Source organism: Escherichia sp. MOD1-EC6021 (assembly GCF_002965245.1).
Lineage (GTDB): Bacteria > Pseudomonadota > Gammaproteobacteria > Enterobacterales > Enterobacteriaceae > Escherichia > Escherichia coli_F.
The window spans coordinates 225,571-246,319 of record NZ_PTRU01000004.1 but is presented as its reverse complement, the minus strand read 5'-3'; the positions used below and the strand labels follow the sequence as shown (position 1 = coordinate 246,319).

The 20,749-nt window shown below is 48.7% G+C and carries 18 protein-coding genes and 1 pseudogene; 4 read left to right on the top strand and 15 right to left on the bottom strand.

All coding sequences use genetic code 11. The features are described 5' to 3' along the window. Positions 1-256: 256 nt before the first annotated feature. Positions 257-850, bottom strand: a complete 594-nt coding sequence (gene tehB, locus BEB54_RS07400; RefSeq protein ID WP_105277689.1) for a tellurite resistance methyltransferase TehB — start codon at positions 848-850, stop codon at positions 257-259. Continuing rightward, positions 847-1,839, bottom strand: a complete 993-nt coding sequence (tehA, locus tag BEB54_RS07395) for a dicarboxylate transporter/tellurite-resistance protein TehA (protein ID WP_105282160.1) — start codon at positions 1,837-1,839, stop codon at positions 847-849. The genes tehB and tehA overlap by 4 nt, the downstream gene beginning before the upstream one ends. A 123-nt stretch (positions 1,840-1,962) precedes the next feature. Between tehA and ydcK the strand changes: the two genes are divergently transcribed. Continuing rightward, entirely contained in the window at positions 1,963-2,943 is a 981-nt protein-coding gene (ydcK, locus tag BEB54_RS07390; RefSeq protein ID WP_105277690.1) for a YdcK family protein, read from the top strand. Here ydcK and rimL read toward each other — a convergent pair. The 4 genes from rimL to hglS form a co-directional block, all read right to left on the bottom strand. Further along, positions 2,935-3,474: a 50S ribosomal protein L7/L12-serine acetyltransferase gene (gene rimL / locus BEB54_RS07385; protein ID WP_001353208.1), complete on the bottom strand. Its 540-nt coding sequence runs from the start codon at positions 3,472-3,474 to the stop codon at positions 2,935-2,937. The two genes, ydcK and rimL, sit on opposite strands and share 9 nt — an antisense overlap. A gap of 62 nt (positions 3,475-3,536) precedes the next feature. Then, positions 3,537-3,761 carry a YdcH family protein gene (locus tag BEB54_RS07380; RefSeq protein ID WP_001296778.1) on the bottom strand — a complete coding sequence of 75 codons (225 nt, stop codon included), beginning with the start codon at positions 3,759-3,761 and terminating at the stop codon, positions 3,537-3,539. A 139-nt stretch (positions 3,762-3,900) separates the two neighbouring features. Next, a complete protein-coding gene (gene opgD, locus BEB54_RS07370) occupies positions 3,901-5,556 on the bottom strand; it encodes a glucan biosynthesis protein OpgD (RefSeq protein ID WP_000375956.1) in 1,656 nt (551 codons plus the stop codon). A gap of 224 nt (positions 5,557-5,780) precedes the next feature. Continuing rightward, a complete protein-coding gene (gene hglS / locus BEB54_RS07360; RefSeq protein WP_032302980.1) occupies positions 5,781-7,124 on the bottom strand; it encodes a 2-oxoadipate dioxygenase/decarboxylase HglS in 1,344 nt (447 codons plus the stop codon). A 216-nt stretch (positions 7,125-7,340) separates the two neighbouring features. Between hglS and BEB54_RS07355 the strand changes: the two genes are divergently transcribed. Next, on the top strand, positions 7,341-8,264 hold the full coding sequence (locus BEB54_RS07355) for a LysR substrate-binding domain-containing protein (protein ID WP_000414564.1): 924 nt from the start codon (positions 7,341-7,343) through the stop codon (positions 8,262-8,264). A gap of 36 nt (positions 8,265-8,300) precedes the next feature. On the opposite strand, the gene trg is transcribed toward BEB54_RS07355, so the two are convergent. Next, the gene (gene trg / locus BEB54_RS07350; RefSeq protein ID WP_088542018.1) at positions 8,301-9,941 is read right to left on the bottom strand and encodes a methyl-accepting chemotaxis protein Trg; all 1,641 of its coding nucleotides are present in this window, start codon (positions 9,939-9,941) and stop codon (positions 8,301-8,303) included. Between the two features lie 398 nt (positions 9,942-10,339). On the opposite strand from trg, the gene hokB reads away from it, so the two are divergent. After that, positions 10,340-10,489, top strand: coding sequence for a type I toxin-antitoxin system toxin HokB (gene hokB, locus BEB54_RS07340; protein ID WP_001320773.1), 150 nt, complete (start codon positions 10,340-10,342; stop codon positions 10,487-10,489). On the opposite strand, the gene BEB54_RS29240 is transcribed toward hokB, so the two are convergent. From BEB54_RS29240 to cybB, 3 genes are all read right to left on the bottom strand, one after another. Continuing rightward, positions 10,467-10,535, bottom strand: coding sequence for a hypothetical protein (locus tag BEB54_RS29240; protein ID WP_212734533.1), 69 nt, complete (start codon positions 10,533-10,535; stop codon positions 10,467-10,469). The genes hokB and BEB54_RS29240 overlap by 23 nt on opposite strands. Positions 10,536-10,560: 25 nt before the next feature. After that, positions 10,561-10,734: a hypothetical protein gene (locus BEB54_RS07335; protein ID WP_000731856.1), complete on the bottom strand. Its 174-nt coding sequence runs from the start codon at positions 10,732-10,734 to the stop codon at positions 10,561-10,563. A 244-nt stretch (positions 10,735-10,978) separates the two neighbouring features. Further along, entirely contained in the window at positions 10,979-11,509 is a 531-nt protein-coding gene (gene cybB / locus BEB54_RS07330; protein WP_105277691.1) for a cytochrome b561, read from the bottom strand. 188 nt (positions 11,510-11,697) lie between these two features. Here cybB and gap point away from each other — a divergent pair, with 188 nt between their 5' ends. Continuing rightward, on the top strand, positions 11,698-12,699 hold the full coding sequence (gene gap, locus BEB54_RS07325; RefSeq protein ID WP_000048688.1) for a type I glyceraldehyde-3-phosphate dehydrogenase: 1,002 nt from the start codon (positions 11,698-11,700) through the stop codon (positions 12,697-12,699). 41 nt (positions 12,700-12,740) lie between these two features. On the opposite strand, the gene aldA is transcribed toward gap, so the two are convergent. The 5 genes and pseudogenes from aldA to hrpA all read right to left on the bottom strand — a co-directional run bounded on the left by aldA (position 12,741) and on the right by hrpA (position 20,563). Next, positions 12,741-14,180, bottom strand: coding sequence for an aldehyde dehydrogenase (aldA, locus tag BEB54_RS07320; protein ID WP_105277692.1), 1,440 nt, complete (start codon positions 14,178-14,180; stop codon positions 12,741-12,743). A gap of 196 nt (positions 14,181-14,376) precedes the next feature. Next, positions 14,377-15,177: a DUF218 domain-containing protein YdcF gene (gene ydcF, locus BEB54_RS07315; RefSeq protein WP_105277693.1), complete on the bottom strand. Its 801-nt coding sequence runs from the start codon at positions 15,175-15,177 to the stop codon at positions 14,377-14,379. A gap of 115 nt (positions 15,178-15,292) precedes the next feature. Further along, a pseudogene (locus BEB54_RS29910) lies at positions 15,293-15,358 on the bottom strand (hypothetical protein); the annotation flags it as partial. 232 nt (positions 15,359-15,590) lie between these two features. After that, a complete protein-coding gene (locus tag BEB54_RS07310) occupies positions 15,591-16,448 on the bottom strand; it encodes a DUF2262 domain-containing protein (protein ID WP_000365422.1) in 858 nt (285 codons plus the stop codon). A gap of 212 nt (positions 16,449-16,660) precedes the next feature. Then, positions 16,661-20,563 carry an ATP-dependent RNA helicase HrpA gene (gene hrpA / locus BEB54_RS07305; protein ID WP_105282159.1) on the bottom strand — a complete coding sequence of 1,301 codons (3,903 nt, stop codon included), beginning with the start codon at positions 20,561-20,563 and terminating at the stop codon, positions 16,661-16,663. Between the last annotated feature and the right edge of the window lie 186 nt (positions 20,564-20,749).

The following is a 20,749-nucleotide window of genomic DNA, read 5'->3' as shown; positions in this document are numbered from 1 at the left end:
AAGCGCCGCTTCGTGTTGTGGCAAAAAAAGTGTTGGTGAAAATAAATTTTTCAGCCCCTTTTCAGACGACATAGTCAATGCCGAAAAAGGGGCTAAGTCAATCATCAGTAGTTAAATATCAGTGCGTTAATCTGATGAAAAACTTCGACTACCGTGATTAATTTCACATCCTTTTGATTAAAAATATGCTTACCGAAAAGAACAACGGTTAACCATCTCAACGCGGGGCATTTTCACGCGCCTTGTTCTTACCGGGTCATTTTTTACGTGCCAGCATCGTGGCGAAACGCAGTTTAATCCGATTACCGTTGGCATCGGTGCGGTGCAACTCACCGACGTTTTCATTGTATTTCACCATCTCCCAGCCTTCGTAATATCGACGTAATTCTCCCTCTTTGAAGGCAAACGGGAAGCCGACGGTACATGGATAATCAGCGGTATTCATCGCCGCCACAATCAGGTTGTAACCGCCAGGTTTAGTGCAACGTTGCATATTGGCAATCAGCCCAGGGATGGTTTTAGCCTCAAGGAACATCAGCACCACAGTCGAAAGAATAAAATCGTATTGCCCATCAAACGTGAAGTTATTCAGATCAACAACCCGGGTGTGTAAATTATCCAGATTTTCAATGGATTTAATGCGCTCGACGTTGGCGATACTCATGGCATTTTTATCCCATGCGTCAACTTCATAACCATTGGCTGCCAGGTAAAGACTGTTACGACCATTGCCACAGCCCAGATCCAGCGTTTTACCGGGTTTAACCACTTTCACCGCTTCCAGTACTTCAGAGTGTGTGCGGGTTAATTCATACTTATCAGTAAAATAGTTTTCGTCACGAATGATCATTCTTTGTCCTCAGCTTTCATTAAAACGACGCGCTCGGTTCTGATTAACAATTTCCCCTGCATCAGAAGCGCGAAAGTTCGGATGAGCAGTATTGCAATTATAAAATTGGTAAAGATAAACAGCGGCACCGCCAGGGTATGGAAAAATCCATTATCGCTGCCACTCCCCAGATGCAAACCGGTGGTTGCCAGTGCAGATACGCCGAACGAGAAACTCCAGAATGAAGCATTAAATGGCTGGGAGAGATACCATGGCATCAGACGTAGCATAAACAGCAGTTGCAGCAGCCCATAACCGAAAAGCATTTTCGCCAGCGTGTCACCCTCGCCGCCGTTGACGCTCAGCCAGGCACTACAGGCCACCAGCGCAGGAGCGAGCTGAATGCCGAGTGATGTCCGCAATGCCGTGGGTAACTCTCCCGAACTGCGCAGACGCTGCAAGATCACCGGTTCCAGGCTTAACCATGAGAAAACGCCTGCGCCTAAAAACACCAGACCGGCGTCGGTGTAGCCCAATGCACCACAGGCCATTGCGCTGATAAAGTTGTTGGCAACTGTCGGCAGATACAGTCCAGGCGTGGTAGCTTCTTCAGGATGAGATCCGCGCCATAATCCCGCAGTTTGCCAGGCGGCATAAGCCAACTGAACCACGACACCAAAACTGAACAGGCATACCGCCAGTGGGCGAAACCACGGAACAAAACCAATCGCTACCAGCATCGTCGTTGCAGGAAACAAACTCACAAAACTGCTCATCACTGGATGGCGCACTTCCGCCAGCACGCTATGCGGAAAACGTATGAGTCGGGTAATAAATGCGCTAGTCAATAATCCCCAGATGATCATCGCCAGAATTACCAGCCCATCCCCTAACCAGTGGCTGACCTGCCAAACCTGGCTGGCATAGCGCCAGGCAAATCCCATCCCTATCGTCCCCAACACAATACCAAAGTAGCCTGCCGGCAAATTGAGCACTTTATCGCTCTGCATCTTCTTACTCATTTTGTTTAATTTATAAAGTATATTTGAAATACATTTTATGGAATTTTCTCGAGCATAGCCAGAGCCGCAGAATTTGCTACGGTTATAGTAAGTCACCTGTGGGAAAACGCTATGCGCAAATATCGTCTAAGTGAAGAACAGCGAGCCTTTAGTTATCAGGATGATGGCACTAAAAAAAGTGTGTTATTACGGCAAATTATCGCCATGAGCGATTTTAACGATGTGATAGCAGGAACCGCTGGCGGCTGGATCGATCGCGAAACGGTGTTAGCGCAGGAAGGTAATTGCTGGATTTACGATCAGAATGCTATTGCGTTCGGCGGAACGGTGATTTCCGGTAATACGCGTATCACCGGCACCAGCGTCCTTTGGGGAGAGGTTTACGCAACGGATAACGTCTGGATCGATAATAGTGAAGTCAGTCAGGGCGCATATATAAGTGACAGTGTCACCATTCGTGACTCATTAGTTTGCGGTCAATGTAGAATATTTGGTCACGCCTTAATTGATCAACATTCTATGATCGTCGCCGCGCAAGGCTTAACCTCCAACCATCAACTCCTGCTACAAATTTATGATCGCGCAAGGGTTAGCGCCTCGCGTATTGTCCACCAGGCACAAATTTATGGCGATGCCGTCGTCCGGTATGCTTTTATTGAACATCGCGCCGAAATTTTTGATTTTGCCAGTATTGAAGGTAATGAAGAGAACAACGTCTGGCTATGCGATTGCGCTAAAGTCTACGGTCACGCGCAGGTGAAAGCTGGCATAGAAGAAGATGCCATTCCGACGATTCATTACAGTTCGCAGGTAGCGGAATATGCCATTGTGGAAGGTAATTGTGTGTTAAAACATCATGTCTTGATTGGCGGAAAGGCAGTGGTACGTGGCGGACCGATTCTGCTCGACGAGCACGTTGTAATACAAGGTGAGAGCCGTATTACAGGTGCGGTGATAATTGAAAACCATGTGGAGTTGACCGACCACGCCGTCGTTGAAGCCTTTGATGGCGACACGGTTCATGTCCGTGGTCCAAAAGTCATTAACGGCGAAGAGCGCATTACGCGAACGCCGCTGGCAGGGTTATTGTGAATCGATAATACGCGCGTATAAGTTCACATCATCATAGGCATCATTCAGAAACTCAGCCTGTTTCAGGCAACCTTCAAGGATAAAACCATTGCGCAAAGCGACCTGGTTGCTTTGCGCATTATCCACCCGACATTTGATCACGAAGCGTCTAAGTTCACCAGACTGAGCGTAATGATGAATCAATGCCTGCAGCGCCTGAGAAATGATCCCCTGCCCCTGATGAGATTCGTCCAGCCAGTAGCCGATTTCAGCGGTTTTATTCAGTGGTTCAATACGATTAAACGAGATAACGCCGATAAGTTCATCTTCTTTGAAAATCATGAACATTTTGGCATAGCCGCGTTGATGCAACATTACATTGCCCTGCACCGTTTTTCGCGTGTCCTCTTCACTTTGAACAAACTGCGGCCAGTTTAGCGACTGCTGTAACCAGGTTCTATTTTTACAGATTAACTGATAAAGAGGTGTGACATGACTTTCTGCAACAGCATGTAATTCAAGTGATTCACTTACTTTTATCGTTTCAGCCATCTTATCTCCAGTCAATCCATGCAGTTGTTAAAAAAGCCGCCTGGCTGGCGGCTTAGGAAAGTTTACACCTCTTTGACGCTCTCCTGCTGCAGGATTTTGAGCATCTCATCTTTTAACTGTAGCTTTTGTTTTTTCATGCGGACCACTTCCGCATTGTACCCTCGACCGTCGGAACCTTCCTTTCTGGCAATTTCATGATCAAGTTTATTGTGTTTATCGAACAAGGACATAAAGCGAGGATTTTCGTTTTTCAGACGGGATATTAAATCTCGGTATTCTGGAAACATACGCACTCCCTGTTAGTGGCTGACAAGGTGTATCTGAAATACACACCATCAGATTACTCATTTAACTTAGGGAAAAATGCGAGCGGGATCGTGTTTAACCAGACGACACCTCCCGAAGAAGGTGCCGAAGAAAAAACGATTAACTCATCACGCGGTCGTCAACATACTGACGTTTATCCGGCGCTGGCGGGAAATACTGATACAGCCATGTTTCACTGATAGCGTCGCCCTGACAACGCAGATACATCCGCATATCGACCGGATCAGTGGAGTCCGAAGTCGGATACCAGTCAAACTGAATACGATAACCATCAATGGGTTCAATATAGAGAATTTCGATTTGCTTCGCTTCCCCACTGGAAAGCGTAATCACCGGCTCAATGCCTTTTGGTGCGGCAGCTTTCAGATCACCACCAACGAAATCGACGGCAAAACGACGCGCCCATTTTTCGGGATAGTGTTCACCAGGCGCCCAACCTTCCGGGAAACCGCCCATGCCGGTACGCGTTGCCATAACGCGCGCTAATGGGCAATGAACAGGCGGTTGCGCACTCCAGTACAGACGATACTGGAATGCAAACTCATCACCCGCTTTTACAGCTTTTTCTGGCTGCCAGAAGCAGACAATGTTATCCAGCGTTTCGCCCGTTGTTGGGATTTCCATCAGGCCGATGGTGCCCTTACCCCACTTGTTACGCGGCTCCACCCACAGACTTGGGCGTTTGTTATACCAGCCCATAATGTCCTGATAATGGGAGAAATCACGATCCAGTTGCAATAAACCAAACCCTTTCGGGTTGTTGTCGGTGTAAGCATTGAACTGCAATTTTTGCGGATTGTTCAGCGGACGACAAATCCACTCGCCGTTGCCCCGCCACATGGACAAACGATCAGAGTCATGGATTTGCGGATGAATGGTGTCGCACATCCGACGTTCATTAGTACCGCAGCTGAACATACTGGTCATCGGCGCAATGCCCAGCTGTTTAATGTCTTTGCGCGCATACAGGTGATTTTCCACATCCATAATCACCTGACTTTTCTCGCAATGGATAGTGAACTTATAGGCACCAGTAATGCTGGCGCTATCGAGCAACGCATAAACGGTAAAGGTGGTTGCCCCCGGTTTTACCGTATCAAACCAGAAGGCGGTAAAGTCGGGGAACTCTTCTTTACTGTCGGTGTAAGTGTCGATCGCCAGGCCGCGAGCCGACAAACCGTATTGATATGTATCATCAACCGCGCGGAAATAACTCGCACCGAGGAATGATACGACATCACGGCGCGCCAGTTCGGGGGCTTTAAACACGCGAAAACCGGCAAAACCGAGATCGCTTTGCCCTTCTAATTGTTTGGTATCAACACCCGCATCGTTGTATTTGAACAACTCCGGGCGAAAGTGAATTTCACGCGCCAGATGTGTTGCGGGATCAACAGAAAACATACGAACGCGGCGACGGAATCCCATTCCCATATGGAAGAACTGAGCGTCCAGTTGACGGTTCTCAACGTTATGCCAGAGCGATTTTTCGGCGTCGTATTGAATACTGTTATAAGCCTGCGGCGTCATTGTCGCCAGAGTGTCAGGTAACGGACGCGGCGCACCACGCCACGCGGTTTGCGCTAAGTCGTGCGCCATTGACTGTAGAATGGAGAAGTCAAAACGCTGGGTTTGCCCGTCGGCAATATCAGAATCTGCCGCGAATGCCGCCTGAGAAAAAAGAGAAGCAATGCCGCTGGTACCGCACACGGCGGCCATAGCCATTGAACCTTTAATAAATCGTCTACGATCCATACCTGAAAGTGAGTCCTTCTGGTGTTGTGAATGGTCCCGCGCTGGTCGTTTTCAGCGGCAAGAAAGTGCTTATTTATGACCGCTCACTCTAGACAATATTTATTAATAATCCAATTGTTGAACTCAGAGAATATGCATTAATCGGCAATTTTTTTATGTCGATGGGATGAGCCTGATTCGTTTGTAAAATCAGGCAAATTTTTGCAAAGGCAGATAGTCAAAATTTAAAGCAAACCACAGCGGCGTTTACTGCGTTCTTCCGCTTCCTGATAAAGCTGGAACTCATCAAAAACTGGGCATCCCAACGCATGTTCGAAAGCTTCGCGGCTGGCATTACCGTGACTGCGTGCCTGCGTTTCATTACCCAGATTTGACTGGAAGATCCCCGCAGCGCTAACAGGCAAAAAATCTTCATAAGTAATGGGTTGTGCCACTACCCAACCACGTTCAATTAAGGGTTGTGGATCGTCTCCGGGATGAATCGCCTGACGATGCGCCTCACCTGAAGGCGTCAAACGATATCGGAACCATGCCAACCCTTGCTGACGCATTAAAAACTCACTGTCAGGAAAAGTGCGGAAGGTTTCCTGTAAATGCATTTGATGAGTGAGATTATCCTGCCCGGTTCCAGCGTTCCGCAGAAGATCATCATACATTTGTCGTCCTTTCGGCGTTAATGCCACGCCACGCTGCTCTATTTCACCAAAGCGCGCGGTATGCGTGCCCTGTTTCTGCCCCGCAAACAACACCTTCTCTTCCAGTGCTTTAAAGCTGGTCTGGCGTAGTAAAATCGGTACCTCGCGGCGCGGCGGCCCTTCGATCAGAATTTTGGGTTCAATTCCGCATTCAGGCATCATCGACTGCACACGGTCAATATCCAGCGTACGTGGCGTCAGGTGGTTGATATGGCACCCAGGAAAACAGACCACATCAGCAATCAGCCGATGTTCGTTGTGCAACGCACGATAGGTTTCTTCATCAACCGTTGCTGACTGGTGCCAGCGAAACGTTTCCAGGGCTTCCTGCACAAACTCCTGTGCCTGTGTTTCGTTAAAACCGCCCCGCTGCTCATACTCCTCTAACAGTTGTCGACAACGTGGGGTGAAGATATCGCGCTGACGCAGAATCTCCGCCGCTTTCTGGCGCAAAAATTCGTTCTCGATAAGCTCAAGACGGAGTAATGAGGTAAAAACGCGGAAGGGATTACGCGCCAGAGAAGCATCATCAATGGGCCGAAATGCTGTGGAATGTACCGGCACGCCCGCCTGCGAGAGATCGTAATAGCTCACCGGGTACATCCCCATAATGGCAAACATCCGCCGAAGAGTAGCAAGCTCTTGTGCAGTCCCAACGCGAATTGCCCCATGACGTTCAACATTCAGTCGCGCCAGCTCGTCTGCATTTACCATTTTTTCGTGCAGTTGAGGATTGTTTTCCAGCACAGCCAGATTCACATCAGCTACCAGTTCCAGCAGCGTGCCGTACTGCGGAACTTCTTGCTGGTACATGGCTGACATTGCCTGCGAAAACTGTTCCCGAATCTCATCCGCCGTGATGCTGTTCGCCATAATGTCTGCCTCCAGTGGTCAGTAAACTGGAGTGTAGGTAACCGCATTCACTCTGGCGGGAAGAATTTGCAAACTGTGATCTCGCCGCGAAAACATCAATATTATCCATTTCGCTGTAACACAATTGCTTTATTTGTTAATAATATTTTGCAACTAAGTTATCATAATCAAACAACTTCACTTGTCAGCGACACTGCTTCGTTTTTAACATCGCTTATGGAAAAAAATAGTCTGTTTAGTCAGCGCATCCGTTTGCGCCACCTTCATACATTCGTAGCTGTCGCACAACAAGGAACTTTGGGGCGCGCGGCTGAAACCCTTAATTTGAGTCAACCTGCGCTCTCTAAAACATTGAATGAACTGGAGCAGCTGACGGGCGCTCGCTTGTTTGAGCGTGGTCGTCAGGGGGCGCAACTTACCTTACCCGGCGAACAATTTTTAACACATGCAGTCAGAGTTCTTGACGCTATTAACACTGCCGGACAGTCGCTTCATCGTAAAGAAGGTCTTAACAATGATGTCGTCAGGGTAGGTGCATTACCTACCGCGGCGCTGGGAATATTACCTTCGGTTATAGGTCAGTTTCATCAGCAACAAAAAGAGACGACCTTGCAAGTTGCGACAATGAGTAACCCTATGATTCTGGCGGGTTTGAAGACTGGCGAAATCGATATCGGCATTGGTCGGATGTCAGATCCTGAACTGATGACCGGGCTTAATTATGAACTGCTGTTTCTTGAATCGCTGAAGCTGGTCGTCCGCCCTAATCACCCGCTACTTCAGGAGAACGTAACGCTAAGCCGGGTGCTGGAATGGCCGGTTGTTGTATCACCAGAAGGCACTGCGCCACGCCAGCATTCAGATGCATTAGTGCAGAGCCAGGGCTGTAAAATTCCTTCGGGCTGTATCGAAACACTGTCTGCTTCGCTATCTCGTCAACTTACGGTTGAATACGACTACGTGTGGTTTGTCCCTTCTGGCGCTGTAAAAGACGACCTGCGTCATGCCACGCTGGTGGCCCTGCCTGTTCCGGGTCATGGTGCAGGCGAACCGATTGGAATACTGACCCGCGTAGATGCGACGTTCTCTTCTGGTTGCCAGTTGATGATTAACGCTATTCGAAAATCAATGCCGTTCTGAAAAGTAAGGGATCTTTCGATCCCTTCTTTGATATTTTCACGCTGTTGCGAAACTAACAGACTCACCAGCTCCGCGTGATTCTGCCAACACAGAATGTTTGTTCAGGCGGAAAACGTCTACCGCCTCAGTTAATCGTGCAGCCTGTTCTTCAAGGGATAGCGCCGCCGCAGAAGCTTCTTCTACCAGAGAAGCATTCTGTTGCGTCACCTTATCCATTTCGGAAATCGCCTGGCTCACCTGCGTTATGCCTCTACTTTGTTCATCCGAGGCGGCGGCAATCTCCTGCATGATATGTGTGACACTCGCGACGGCATCAACAATCGTGCTCATGGTTTTCCCTGCCGTTGCCACTTCAACCGACCCCAGGTCAATTAACCTGACTGATTCACTGATCAAGCCTTCAATCTCTTTCGCCGCCTGGGCGCTGCGACTTGCGAGTGTCCGTACTTCGCTGGCGACAACGGCAAATCCACGTCCTTGCTCACCCGCTCGCGCGGCTTCAACGGCAGCATTCAGCGCCAGAATATTTGTCTGGAAAGCAATGCTGTTGATGACGGCAGTGATCTCGGAAATTTTCTTCGAACTCGTGGAGATAGCGCCCATCGTTTTTACTACACCGGAAACCGTCTCCCCGCCATCGCTGGCTTTAATGGAGGCCTCTTGCGCCAGTTTGCTGGCATGATGCGCGTTATCCGCATTCTGTTTCACCGTCGCAGTGAGTTGCTCCATGCTAGCGGCAGTTTGTTCGATTGCCGCCGCTTGTTCTTCGGTGCGAGATGAAAGGTCCGCATTGCCAGCGGAAATTTCGCTGGTGCCACGATAAATCTCTTCCGCGCCCTGTCGAACAGTCCCGACTGTCATCCCCAGTGAATGCTGCATTTGCTGTAAATGATGACTTAAGCGACCGATTTCATTACGACCCGCCGGTTCATCATTCATCGTCAGATCGCCACTGGCAATTTTTTCAATCCGTTGTGCGGCATGTTGCAGTGGACGAATGACGATCCGACGTAGCACCATAAATGTTATCAGCGTCATGACCACGGCAAGCACAAACGCGCCAATCATAAACATCACACCCAGGCGGGTACGCTGATGGGCCTGTTCCGCCAGTTGGTTGGCTCTGGTGCTACGTATCTTAACGGCTTTGCTCAAAATATCGGTATAAGCATTATCCAGCGGTCGGTTCTGCTCACTTTCATGATTGATAATCGCTTCAAACATGCCATTTTTGGCATATTTCAACATAGGTTGCATACCCGTGATATAAGCCTGAAAGCGTTGATTTAATTCAGTGTCGAGGGCTTCATCAGCAGGTGTTTTCACCGGCCGATTCTGATAAGCACGATACCCTTGCTGCGACTGTTTAATCTCCGATTCGGCTTGCGCAATATTTCGCTTCATTGCTTCCATTTCCGCAATACGACTCGCCGCCCCGGCCTGAATCATATTGATCCGGGCCGAACGCAAAAAATCTGAGCTGTTCGCTAACCCGGTCCGAATCTCAATCTCCGCAGTCACATCACGCTGATCGCGATCGGCCTGCCAGAGGAAATAGCCAGCCAGGGCTGAACTCAAGGCAAACAGAAGTAAGATACCGCCAAGAATGCAGGCAAATAACGGAACCAGCCTGATGTGATGCAAAAAACCTAATCGCTGTGAGGGAGTTGTATTCATTACCGTTGTCTCTCTTCCAGGTTTACTCCTGATAGAAAGTCATCGGCATTTGACGGTAATTACTTACGACTAAAAACCTCTTTGCGTCACATTTTTACAACAATTATTGCAGAGAAGATTAATGCCATTGGATTGAAGAAAGTGAGGAATGGTTAAACTGGCTAACCCGAATGACGAAAAATTCTGGAAAACAGCACGCAATTTCGTCAGGTGATTATTTTCGTCCCTAAGGAAACCACATAGGATGCTCACGGGTGCCTGAGACTTTCTGTTTTCAGGCTAACCGGGAATCAGAAAGACGAAGGCCCCGACCGATATTTCTATCAACCGAGGCCAACGAATGAACCTAGCAATTCAGATGTTAGCCTCTTACCCGCCATCCGGCAAGGAGAAAGGCTATGAAGCACAACCCTCTGGTGGTGTGTCTGCTCATTATCTGTATTACGATTCTGACATTCACACTCCTGACCCGACAAACGCTCTACGAACTGCGGTTCCGGGACGGTGATAAGGAGGTGGCGGCGCTCATGGCCTGCACGTCCAGGTAAGGGCAAGCGCGGGGATTTTCCCCGCGCATCTGACTAGCGGATTCAGTTTCTCATGGCACCCCTTTTACACTTCAGTTAGTGCATGTTTTTTTCGATGCACTAATAGAACCATCATTACAGACAAATTTGCCGCCTGCCGTACAGTGTGAGATCCCCCCTTTCGAACCAGAACAGGGTTTGCGCCCGGCATCGGCATAAAAGGAAACAAGCGCTCCCATAACCAAGATAAGTGCCAATTTTTTCATATAACCTCCATGATTTATCGAATCTTATGTTCGATTTGAACGTTATACGCTGGTTTATTTTGATACCGTTGATGAGATCAAAGATCGGGTGAATTGATTAAAGATAAGCCAGATGGACATATGGACAAGGATTATGGTTTTATTTGTCATACAAATAAATATAATAGGCGCTTCCGATGTAGGCCCGTATTCTTCGCCTGTACCACGGGTCGGTTTTAGTACAGGCGTTTTCTTTAAATATCCTTCAGGAACGTTTACGCGGCATCATGCGTAGAAGTGTGTTGTCCTTCCAGAAATAGTGGTGTGCCAGTGCAGCCGCAGCGTGCAACCCGATGACAAAATATCCCAGATTCGCCAGCGTCTCATGCCACCACTTTAAGCTATCAACCCGTTCGAAATTGGCCTCTGCTGCATAAGGCATTGTCATACCAAACGCAAACCACGGGTTGCCCCGGTTATACATCATCACCAAACCAATCACTGGCAGCGCAATAAACAGGAGATAGATCACCAAATGTCCCAAATGTGCCAGTCCCGTCATCATCGGTTTTGGTTTAGGTACAATCGGCGGAGTTGAGTATTTAAGCCTTAACAAAAGACGAACAACCATCAGCACGAGAATTGAGATGCCACAGGAAACATGAATCATGTTGATGAGCGGCCGATCGCTACGTGGGAAGAAACCACGAAACTCCATTGCGCAATACGCTACGATAACCAGCAAAAAGACCAGCCAGTGAATGCTGATTTGTAACCTTGAGTATTTATTTCCCATAACATTTCCTGCTTTAACATAATTTGCCGTTAACATAACGGGCTTTTCTTAAAATTTCATTAAATATTGTTCACCCGTTTTCAGTACGTTACGTTTCGCTGCAAGAATGTAGATTGCCCATCCCGCCATCCTGGTCTAAGCCTGGAAAGGATCAATTTTCATCCGAACGTTCCTGACAGGAGAAGACCATGAGTAAAGTTGGTATTAATGGTTTTGGTCGTATCGGTCGACTGGTGTTGCGTCGATTACTTGAAGTCAAAAGCAACATAGACGTTGTCGCTATTAATGATCTCACTTCCCCAAAAATTCTCGCCTACCTGCTGAAACATGATTCAAACTACGGACCGTTCCCCTGGAGCGTTGATTATACGGAAGATTCACTTATCGTTGATGGGAAAAGTATCGCGGTTTACGCCGAAAAAGAGGCTAAAAATATTCCGTGGAAAGCGAAAGGCGCAGAAATCATTGTCGAATGTACTGGCTTTTATACCTCCGCCGAGAAATCGCAGGCGCATCTTGATGCTGGCGCGAAGAAGGTGTTGATTTCCGCCCCTGCCGGTGAAATGAAAACCATCGTTTATAACGTCAATGACGACACTCTGGATGGCAACGACACCATTGTTTCCGTGGCGTCATGCACCACTAACTGTCTTGCACCGATGGCCAAAGCCTTGCACGACAGTTTCGGAATAGAAGTCGGCACGATGACGACCATTCATGCCTATACTGGCACCCAGTCACTGGTGGATGGCCCGCGAGGTAAAGATCTACGCGCTTCACGTGCAGCGGCAGAAAATATCATTCCCCACACTACAGGCGCGGCAAAAGCCATTGGTCTGGTGATCCCAGAACTGAGCGGCAAACTGAAAGGTCATGCGCAACGCGTACCCGTGAAAACAGGTTCGGTCACTGAGCTGGTTTCCATTCTCGGAAAAAAAGTGACTGCCGAAGAGGTGAACAACGCGCTTAAAAAGGCGACAAATAATAACGAGTCATTTGGTTATACCGATGAAGAAATAGTTTCTTCCGATATCATTGGCAGCCATTTCGGTTCGGTGTTTGATGCCACGCAAACGGAAATTACCGCCGTGGGCGATTTACAACTGGTGAAAACGGTCGCCTGGTACGATAACGAATATGGCTTCGTCACGCAGCTTATTCGCACCCTCGAAAAATTCGCTAAACTCTGACGAGCAAAGGCGGAGGGAAAAGCCTCCGCCTCTTTCACTCATTACGACTGTAAATAAACCACCTGGGTCTGCAGGTATTCATGCAAGCCATGTTTACCATCTGCGCCGCCAATACCGGATTTACGCCATCCGGCGTGGAATCCTTGCATAGCTTCGAAGTTTTCACGGTTGATGTAAGTTTCACCAAACTTCAGCCCTTTAATAGCTTTCATCGCGACGTTCAGGTTTTGGGTATAGAGTGATGAGGTCAGGCCGTAATCACTGTCATTAGCCATTGCGATAGCCTCTTCCAGCGTGTCAAATGCGACCACTGGCAGCACCGGGCCAAAGGTTTCCTCGTGCATAATCGACATTTCCTGACGAACATCCAGTAGCAATGTCGGCGGATAATAATATCCTTTCCCCTCTACTGCCTTGCCCCCCAACGCCACTCTCGCCCCCTCTTCGACTGCGCGCGCCACTTTTTGCTCGACCCTTTCCAACGCCGCGGCGTTAATCAACGGCCCCATCGCAATGTCGTTGCGTTCAGCGGGGTTACCAAATTGAACCGCCTGCATCGCTTCACCCAGCCGATTGACGAACTGATCATAAATGCCTTTCTGTACATAAACACGTTCTGCACAGTTACACACTTGCCCACTATTAATGACGCGTGAATCAACGATGGCTTTGACTGCCAGTTCAAGATCGGCATCGTCCATTACGATAGCTGGTGCTTTACCACCCAATTCCAGACACACTTTTGTGATATTTTTTGCTGCAGTCGCCATGATCTTTTCACCTGCAGAGACGCTGCCTGTCATACTGACCATTGCGACCTTTGGGTTACCCGCCAGTTCTTGCCCAACGGTTTCACCACGCCCCAGCACAAGGTTAAACACACCGCGTGGAAGGCCTATTTCATCGACAATTTTGGCAAAAGCAATCGCATTGTTTGGCGTAAATTCACTGGGTTTAATGACGATGGTATTACCGGTCAAAAGAGCGGGAGCCATTTTGCGGGCAATGAGGAAGAACGGGAAGTTCCACGGCAGAATGCCGGTAGTCACGCCAAGTGCACGTTTAAACAGAAGAATATTTTCTCCTGGACGATCGCTTTGAATAATCTCACCTTCGTAACGCCGCGCCCACTCTGCCATGTAATCGATATAATCCGCAGTAAATGCCACCTCAACTTCGGCCAGCTGCTGGATCTTGCCCCCTTCTTCAACAATCAGCGCACTGATTTCACTGGCGCGTTCGCGGATCCCGGCGGCGATTTTGCGCAACCAACTGGCGCGTTCAATGGCAGGCAATGCTTCCCATTCTGGCTGCGCGCGCTCTGCGGCGTCGATTGCTTTGCGAGCATCTTCAGCCTGACCATCGGGAATGCGGGAAATCACCGCCTCTGTTGCGGGGTTAACCACATCAATCCATGCGTCTCCACGCCAGATAACAAACTGTCCATCTATATACATAGGATGTTGAACGGGTACTGACATGGGAGACTCCTGTGATTTATATGTTTGTTTTTAGTAAATGCATTGTTAATTAACATCAATCATCATAGAGACGGCATCGTGAAAGGACAATTCTGTGAAGGGCTTCATAAAAACAAGTGTAAAAGGAATAAAAGGCAGAAATAAACGTCAGGAGTCATGCCCGTTTGCAAACAAATGGTTAACAAACGGGCAATTTTTAACGTAACGAGCGACTTTCCATCGCCTCGATAAGCACGGCATCGTGTTTCAGCGTTTGCCATGCCTGGGTGACTTCTGCAGGAAAATCAACGTGAACGATAAAATCTCGCCCACTGGGACCATAGCCATCACTATCATCGCGTAAACGTGGCATCTCACCGGTAAGCAGTGATAGATAACGCTCAACCGGCCATAATCCTTCTAACTGGTTAATAAAGATTACACTGTCTTCGTTATTTCCCAACTGAGGAACGAATCCGGGATAACTCAACCAGCGTGGTGCATCGGGATTGTCCCCGGTCATACGGCGGAACGTCGCCATCGTGCGCCGCTGCATGGTGGGGTCCTGAACAACGATAGCCGTATGAACTCTTTCTACGGCCTGATTCAATAGCGCGATGCTAAAGCGTGCGTTTTCACCGCAGTTTGTTGACTGGTCTTCAATCCAGATTTTTTCATGCGGAATGTGCCAGAACTGATGAGCGATATCCGCCAGGATGGTAGCTTCTGCTCTGCCAGTGGTGCTGATAGTGTTGTAGTGCGGATGTTGTGCGATGGCGCTATACAAAAAAGTTGTCGAGTGACCGATACCACCACTAATCAGTAGAGGAATTTGCTGATCGCGGGCAATCTTACATGCCGCATCGATAGTCGGCATAACCGCATTGCCTGCAAGGATCACGCAATCGGCCTGATACGGCACCTCACCGGAGAAATCATCCTGCGCCAGCCACTGACCGATAACATTTATGGCATCTATGGTTGCCGGCGAAAGCGTCGGAAACGGGGTAATGTTCATGGTTCCTCCTTATCGTTCCCTTAAGAATACTGCGTGAGATAATAATGAGAAGCGGAGCACTCTGAAAGGAAGATGATGCTTTTTCTATCGCGCCATCGCGAACCAGACACTGGTTTTAGTCATACTGTATTTGCGGAGAAACTGTTGATAAAACATCAATAACATAATGTTCTATCATTTTTAAATGACAGATAATCTGGTGTGATATTTATATAATATTCATTCTTATATTTCTCAATCAAGGAAACATTTGGTATCCAGTGTATCATCCTCATCAACCAGATGTGTTATAAGCACTTTACCTCGTTAATTTTAATATTATGAGTTACAGGACAAAACATCACTCGCATTTAGTCCAGTAACTCGTAGTAGCCAGAGTATACATACCCATTGATAAAATGCCTGGCAATAAATTAACCCGCTATACTCGCACTCGTCGGCCCTGTTTCAATACTACCCACAATATCAATAATGTGACCCCAGAACATATCATCATCGTTATAATATAATGAATAATCTCCATTATAATCCATAGCCAACTCAACAAGATTTATTCTGCTAACAAACATATCTTCTGTAATTTCTTCATCTTCTTCATCTTGAAGCCAGTCATTGGCCAATTCAGTTAATTGTTCTGCAGCATATTGGCGGAACTCCTGATCTTTTTGTTGCATATGACTACATAAAAATCGCAGATTTTCAAAAGCCTGTTGCCAGGTATATCTATCATTCTTATCTACTTCCATAGATACAGAAATATTCTGATCATTCCATTTCACTTCCCCGCTAAAACAGGAGTAGTCTTTATTAAGCACGAAAGTCCCCAATTGCTGATCTTCAACAACAACTGGTTTGCGATATTCTTTCTGAATATTGAGCAGTTCCTCACACTGAACATGACTTTCAAGAACCTCAAGAACATAAAACCGATTATAAAACTCGGCTAACTTTCCTTCCGGCACGGTCCTGTCAATCAAATCTCGTACTCTCAGGCGATATATACCACCAGACTGCATATTAAACGGCCACGCACAGCCTTGAGTTTTCTCATTTTCTTCTGTTATCAACCAGTTGAGTCGTCCATCTCCAACGTGAATTTCTCCCGTAGTCAGACTCTTCCAGGCGAGTAAGTGTTCAACCGCTGTCCAGTAATTATCACCGTTACTCTTACCCGCGCCACCGCCAGTATCACTAAGAAGAACGATAATTTCTTCTTCTGTATCTTTAAATGTATGACTAAATTTTTTGTATTCTTCAGAATTTAAGTCCATTTTTGCCCCGGTGAAAAATAAATTTGATCAATAACATTGAGTGCCGCAGTAAAGAATGTGTTATCGATAATTCAAAAATGACTGCGTACGCCACAAGCCTACTCCCCACGCGACGTAAGGAGTACCGCCCTTGCTATTTTTCAGAATTCATAAAGAAAAAACCCGGCGCTAAATGCTTACCGGGTTTTAGATTTATCAGGCAAATAGCAGGATTAACCGCTAATCTGCTCCATCGCCTGTAAAATACGCTTATCCGAAATCGGATAAGGCGTACCAAGTTGTTGAGCGAAGTAGCTGACGCGCAGCTCTTCTATCATCCAGCGGATCTCTTTTACGTCTTCATCTTCACGACGTGCTGGCGGCAGTTTGTTGATCCATTGCTGCCACGCCTGCTGGACGTTTTCAACTTTCAGCATCTGAGCACGGTCACGGTGCGGGTCAACCTCCAGTTTTTCCAGACGCTTTTCAATCGCCTGCAAATAACGCAGCGTGTCGCCCAGGCGTTTGAAGCCATTACCAGTGACAAAACCGCGATACACCAGCCCGCCCATCTGCGCTTTAATGTCAGAAAGCCCCAGCGCCATGGTCATATCCACCCGCCCTTTCAGGCGTTTGTTGATATTGAACACCGCTGTGAGGATTTGCTCGACCTGCTTCGCAATATCCACCACCGTGTCGTTCAATTCAGCGCGCACTTTTTCATGAAGCGCAGCAAAGCCTTCTTCCGTCCAGACCGGGCCACCATTGGCGTCGATCAGTTGATCCACACCGCAGGAGATACAGTCGTCTATCAGCTCCAGCACTTTGCCATACGGGTTAAAGTACAGCCCAAGTTTGGCTTTGTTTGGCAACTTCTCATGCAAATATTTGATTGGCGACGGAATATTCAGCAGCAGTAAACGGCGAAGACCGTTCCACATTGCCTGCTTTTGCTCCAGCGGGTTATCAAACAGTTTGATCGCCACGCTGTCGCGCTCATCCACCAACGCTGGCCACGCCTTCACTTTGTAGTTGCCACGCTTCTGTTCGTAGCTTTCCGGCAGTTGCCCAAAACTCCAGATATGTAACCCGCTTTGCTCAATACCATCATCGGCAACGGCGGAAAGCGTTTCCTGCACTTTGCCTTTCAGGGCGTCTTTCAGATCCTGTAATGAGCGCCCTTCTTTTAGCTTCTTATTTTTGTCATCCACCACACGGAAGGTGATTTTCAGGTGATCGGGCACCTGATCCCAGTGCCAGTCTTCGCGGTCAACGGTAACGCCGGTCATCCGCCGTAGCTCGCGCTCAAGGCTGTCGAGCAACGGCAGTTCCAGCGGCGTGACGCGACCTAAAAACGCTTCGGCGTAGTTTGGCGCGGGCACAAAATTACGCCGTACCGGTTTCGGCAACGATTTGATTAGAGCAATCACCAGTTCACGGCGCAGGCCGGGGATCTGCCACTCAAACCCGCTTTCCTCAACCTGGTTAAGTAACGGCAGCGGAATATGCACGGTCACACCGTCAGCATCCGCCCCCGGCTCAAACTGATAGCTTAAACGCAGCTTGAGATTGCCCTGATGCCAGAAGTTCGGGTAATCCAGCTTGCTGATTTTTTCCGCCCCTTCTTTGATCAACATGCTCTTTTCAAAGTTGAGCAAATCAGGTGTTTCGCGGCTGACTTTTTTCCACCAACTATCAAAGTGTCGTGCAGAGATCACATCATGGCTGATGCGCTGGTCGTAGAACTCAAACAACGTTTCGTCATCCACCAGAATATCGCGGCGACGTGATTTGTGTTCCAGTTCTTCCACTTCTGCCCGTAGTTTCAGGTTTTCACGGAAGAATGCGTGACGCGTCTGCCAGTCACCTTCCACCAGCGCGTGGCGAATAAAAAGTTCACGACACAACGCCGGATCAATCTGGCTGTAGTTGACCTTACGCGCAGCAACAATCGGCAACCCGTAAACGGTGACTTTTTCAGTTGCCATCACCGCGCCCTGCGCCCGTTCCCAGTGCGGTTCGCTGTAGGAGCGTTTAATCAAATGCTGAGCAACTGGCTCCACCCATTCTGGATCGATGCGTGCCGCAATGCGCCCCCACAGGCGGCTGGTTTCTACCAGTTCCGCCACCATTGCCCATTTCGGCGGCTTCTTGAATAAACCAGAACCGGGGAAGATGGAGAAACGCGCGTTACGTGCGCCGGTATATTCCTGTTTATCGGCATCTTTCATGCCGATATGCGAAAGCAAACCTGTCAGTAAGGCGATGTGAATTTCGCGATACTCCGCCGGTTCGCTGTTAACCGGAATGCCAAGTTCTTTCACCACCTGGCGCAACTGGGTGTAGATATCCTGCCATTCGCGCACGCGCAGATAGTTAAGGTAATCGGTACGGCACAGGCGACGGAAGGCGTTTGAAGAGAGCGCCTTTTGCTGCTCGCCGAGATAATTCCACAGATTTACAAACGCCAGGAAGTCGGATTCTTTATCGTGAAAGCGACGATGTTTTTCGTCCGATGCCTGCTGCTTGTCCATTGGCCGCTCACGCGGGTCCTGAATAGAGAGCGCGGAAGTGATAATCATCGCCTCACGCACGCAGCCATGTTTCTGCGCTTCCAGCACCATTCGCGCCAGACGAGGATCGACTGGCAGTTGCGAGAGCTGGCGACCGAGCGGCGTCAGTTTATAGGCGCTGGCCTGTTCATCAGTGGTGATCGCGCCCAGCTCTTCGAGCAGACGCACGCCATCCTGGATATTGCGTTTATCCGGCGCTTCTACAAACGGGAACGCAGCGATATCGCCCAGCCCCAGCGCGGTCATCTGCAAAATAACCGAGGCCAGGTTGGTACGCAGAATCTCCGGATCGGTAAACTCCGGGCGCGAGAGGAAATCGTCTTCGGAATAAAGACGAATGCAGATCCCTTCTGACACACGACCACAGCGGCCTTTACGCTGATTAGCTGAAGCCTGCGAAATGGGCTCAATCGGCAGACGCTGCACTTTGGTGCGATAGCTGTAGCGGCTGATACGCGCCGTACCTGGGTCGATAACGTATTTAATCCCCGGCACAGTCAGCGAGGTTTCCGCGACGTTAGTCGCCAGCACAATGCGCCGTCCGCTGTGCGACTGGAAGACGCGGTTCTGCTCGCTGTTCGAAAGCCGTGCATAAAGCGGAAGAATTTCCGTATGGCGTAAGTTCAGCTTGTTCAGCGCATCGGCGGTATCGCGAATTTCTCGCTCGCCGCTCATAAAAATCAGAATGTCGCCAGGGCTTTCCTGACTCAGTTCGTCTACGGCGTCAAAAATCGCCTGCAACTGGTCGCGCTCGGTGTCATCAGCTTCTTCAACAATCGGGCGATAGCGCACCTCCACCGGATAGGTACGACCGGAGACTTCGATAATCGGCGCATTATTAAAGTGGCGCGAAAAGCGTTCCGGGTCGATAGTCGCGGAAGTGATAATGATTTTTAGGTCAGGACGCCGCGGCAGTAACTCTTTCAAATAACCGAGGAGAAAATCGATATTCAGGCTACGTTCGTGCGCTTCGTCAATAATGATAGTGTCGTACTGCATCAGCAGGCGGTCTTGCTGGATCTCTGCCAGCAGGATACCGTCGGTCATCAGCTTGACCATCGTGTTATCACTGACGTGATCGCTGAAACGCACTTTATACCCGATGCAACCGCCCGGCTCCGTTTGCAGCTCTTCCGCAATACGGTTCGCCACCGTTCGTGCCGCCAGACGACGCGGCTGGGTATGGCCGATCAGCCCTTTAATCCCGCGGCCCAGTTCCATACAGATTTTCGGTAACTGAGTCGTTTTACCGGAACCCGTTTCCCCGGCGACGATCACCACCTGGTGATCACGGATTGCTTCGAGAATGTCCTGCTTTTTCTGACTAACCGGCAAATTGTCCGGATAAGTGATTTCCGGTCGTGCTGCTTCACGCAGCAGGACTTTCCCTGCCGCCTGGTCAATCTCTTTCGCCATCTCCTGGAAAATGGCCTGTTGTGCATCAGGATTTTTAACCTTCTTCACACCATGCAGACGGCGGGAAAAACGCAGTCTGTCACGCAGCATCAGCGAATCCAACCGTTGCTGCAAGGCCGTAAAGGTCAATTTTTGTTGTTCTGTCATAACGTTAGTGGGCAGTTGGCTGCCTGATTAATTTTCTTTTAAATGATAGATATAGAGTACCACATCGCGGCTTTCTATGCGTTGTTCAATAAATTCGAACATAGGCTTCGATTTATTGCGCTATCTCTGTGGCAGGATTGTGAATAAAGTGTCAACAAGCAACGGGGCATCGCCCATTCAAACATC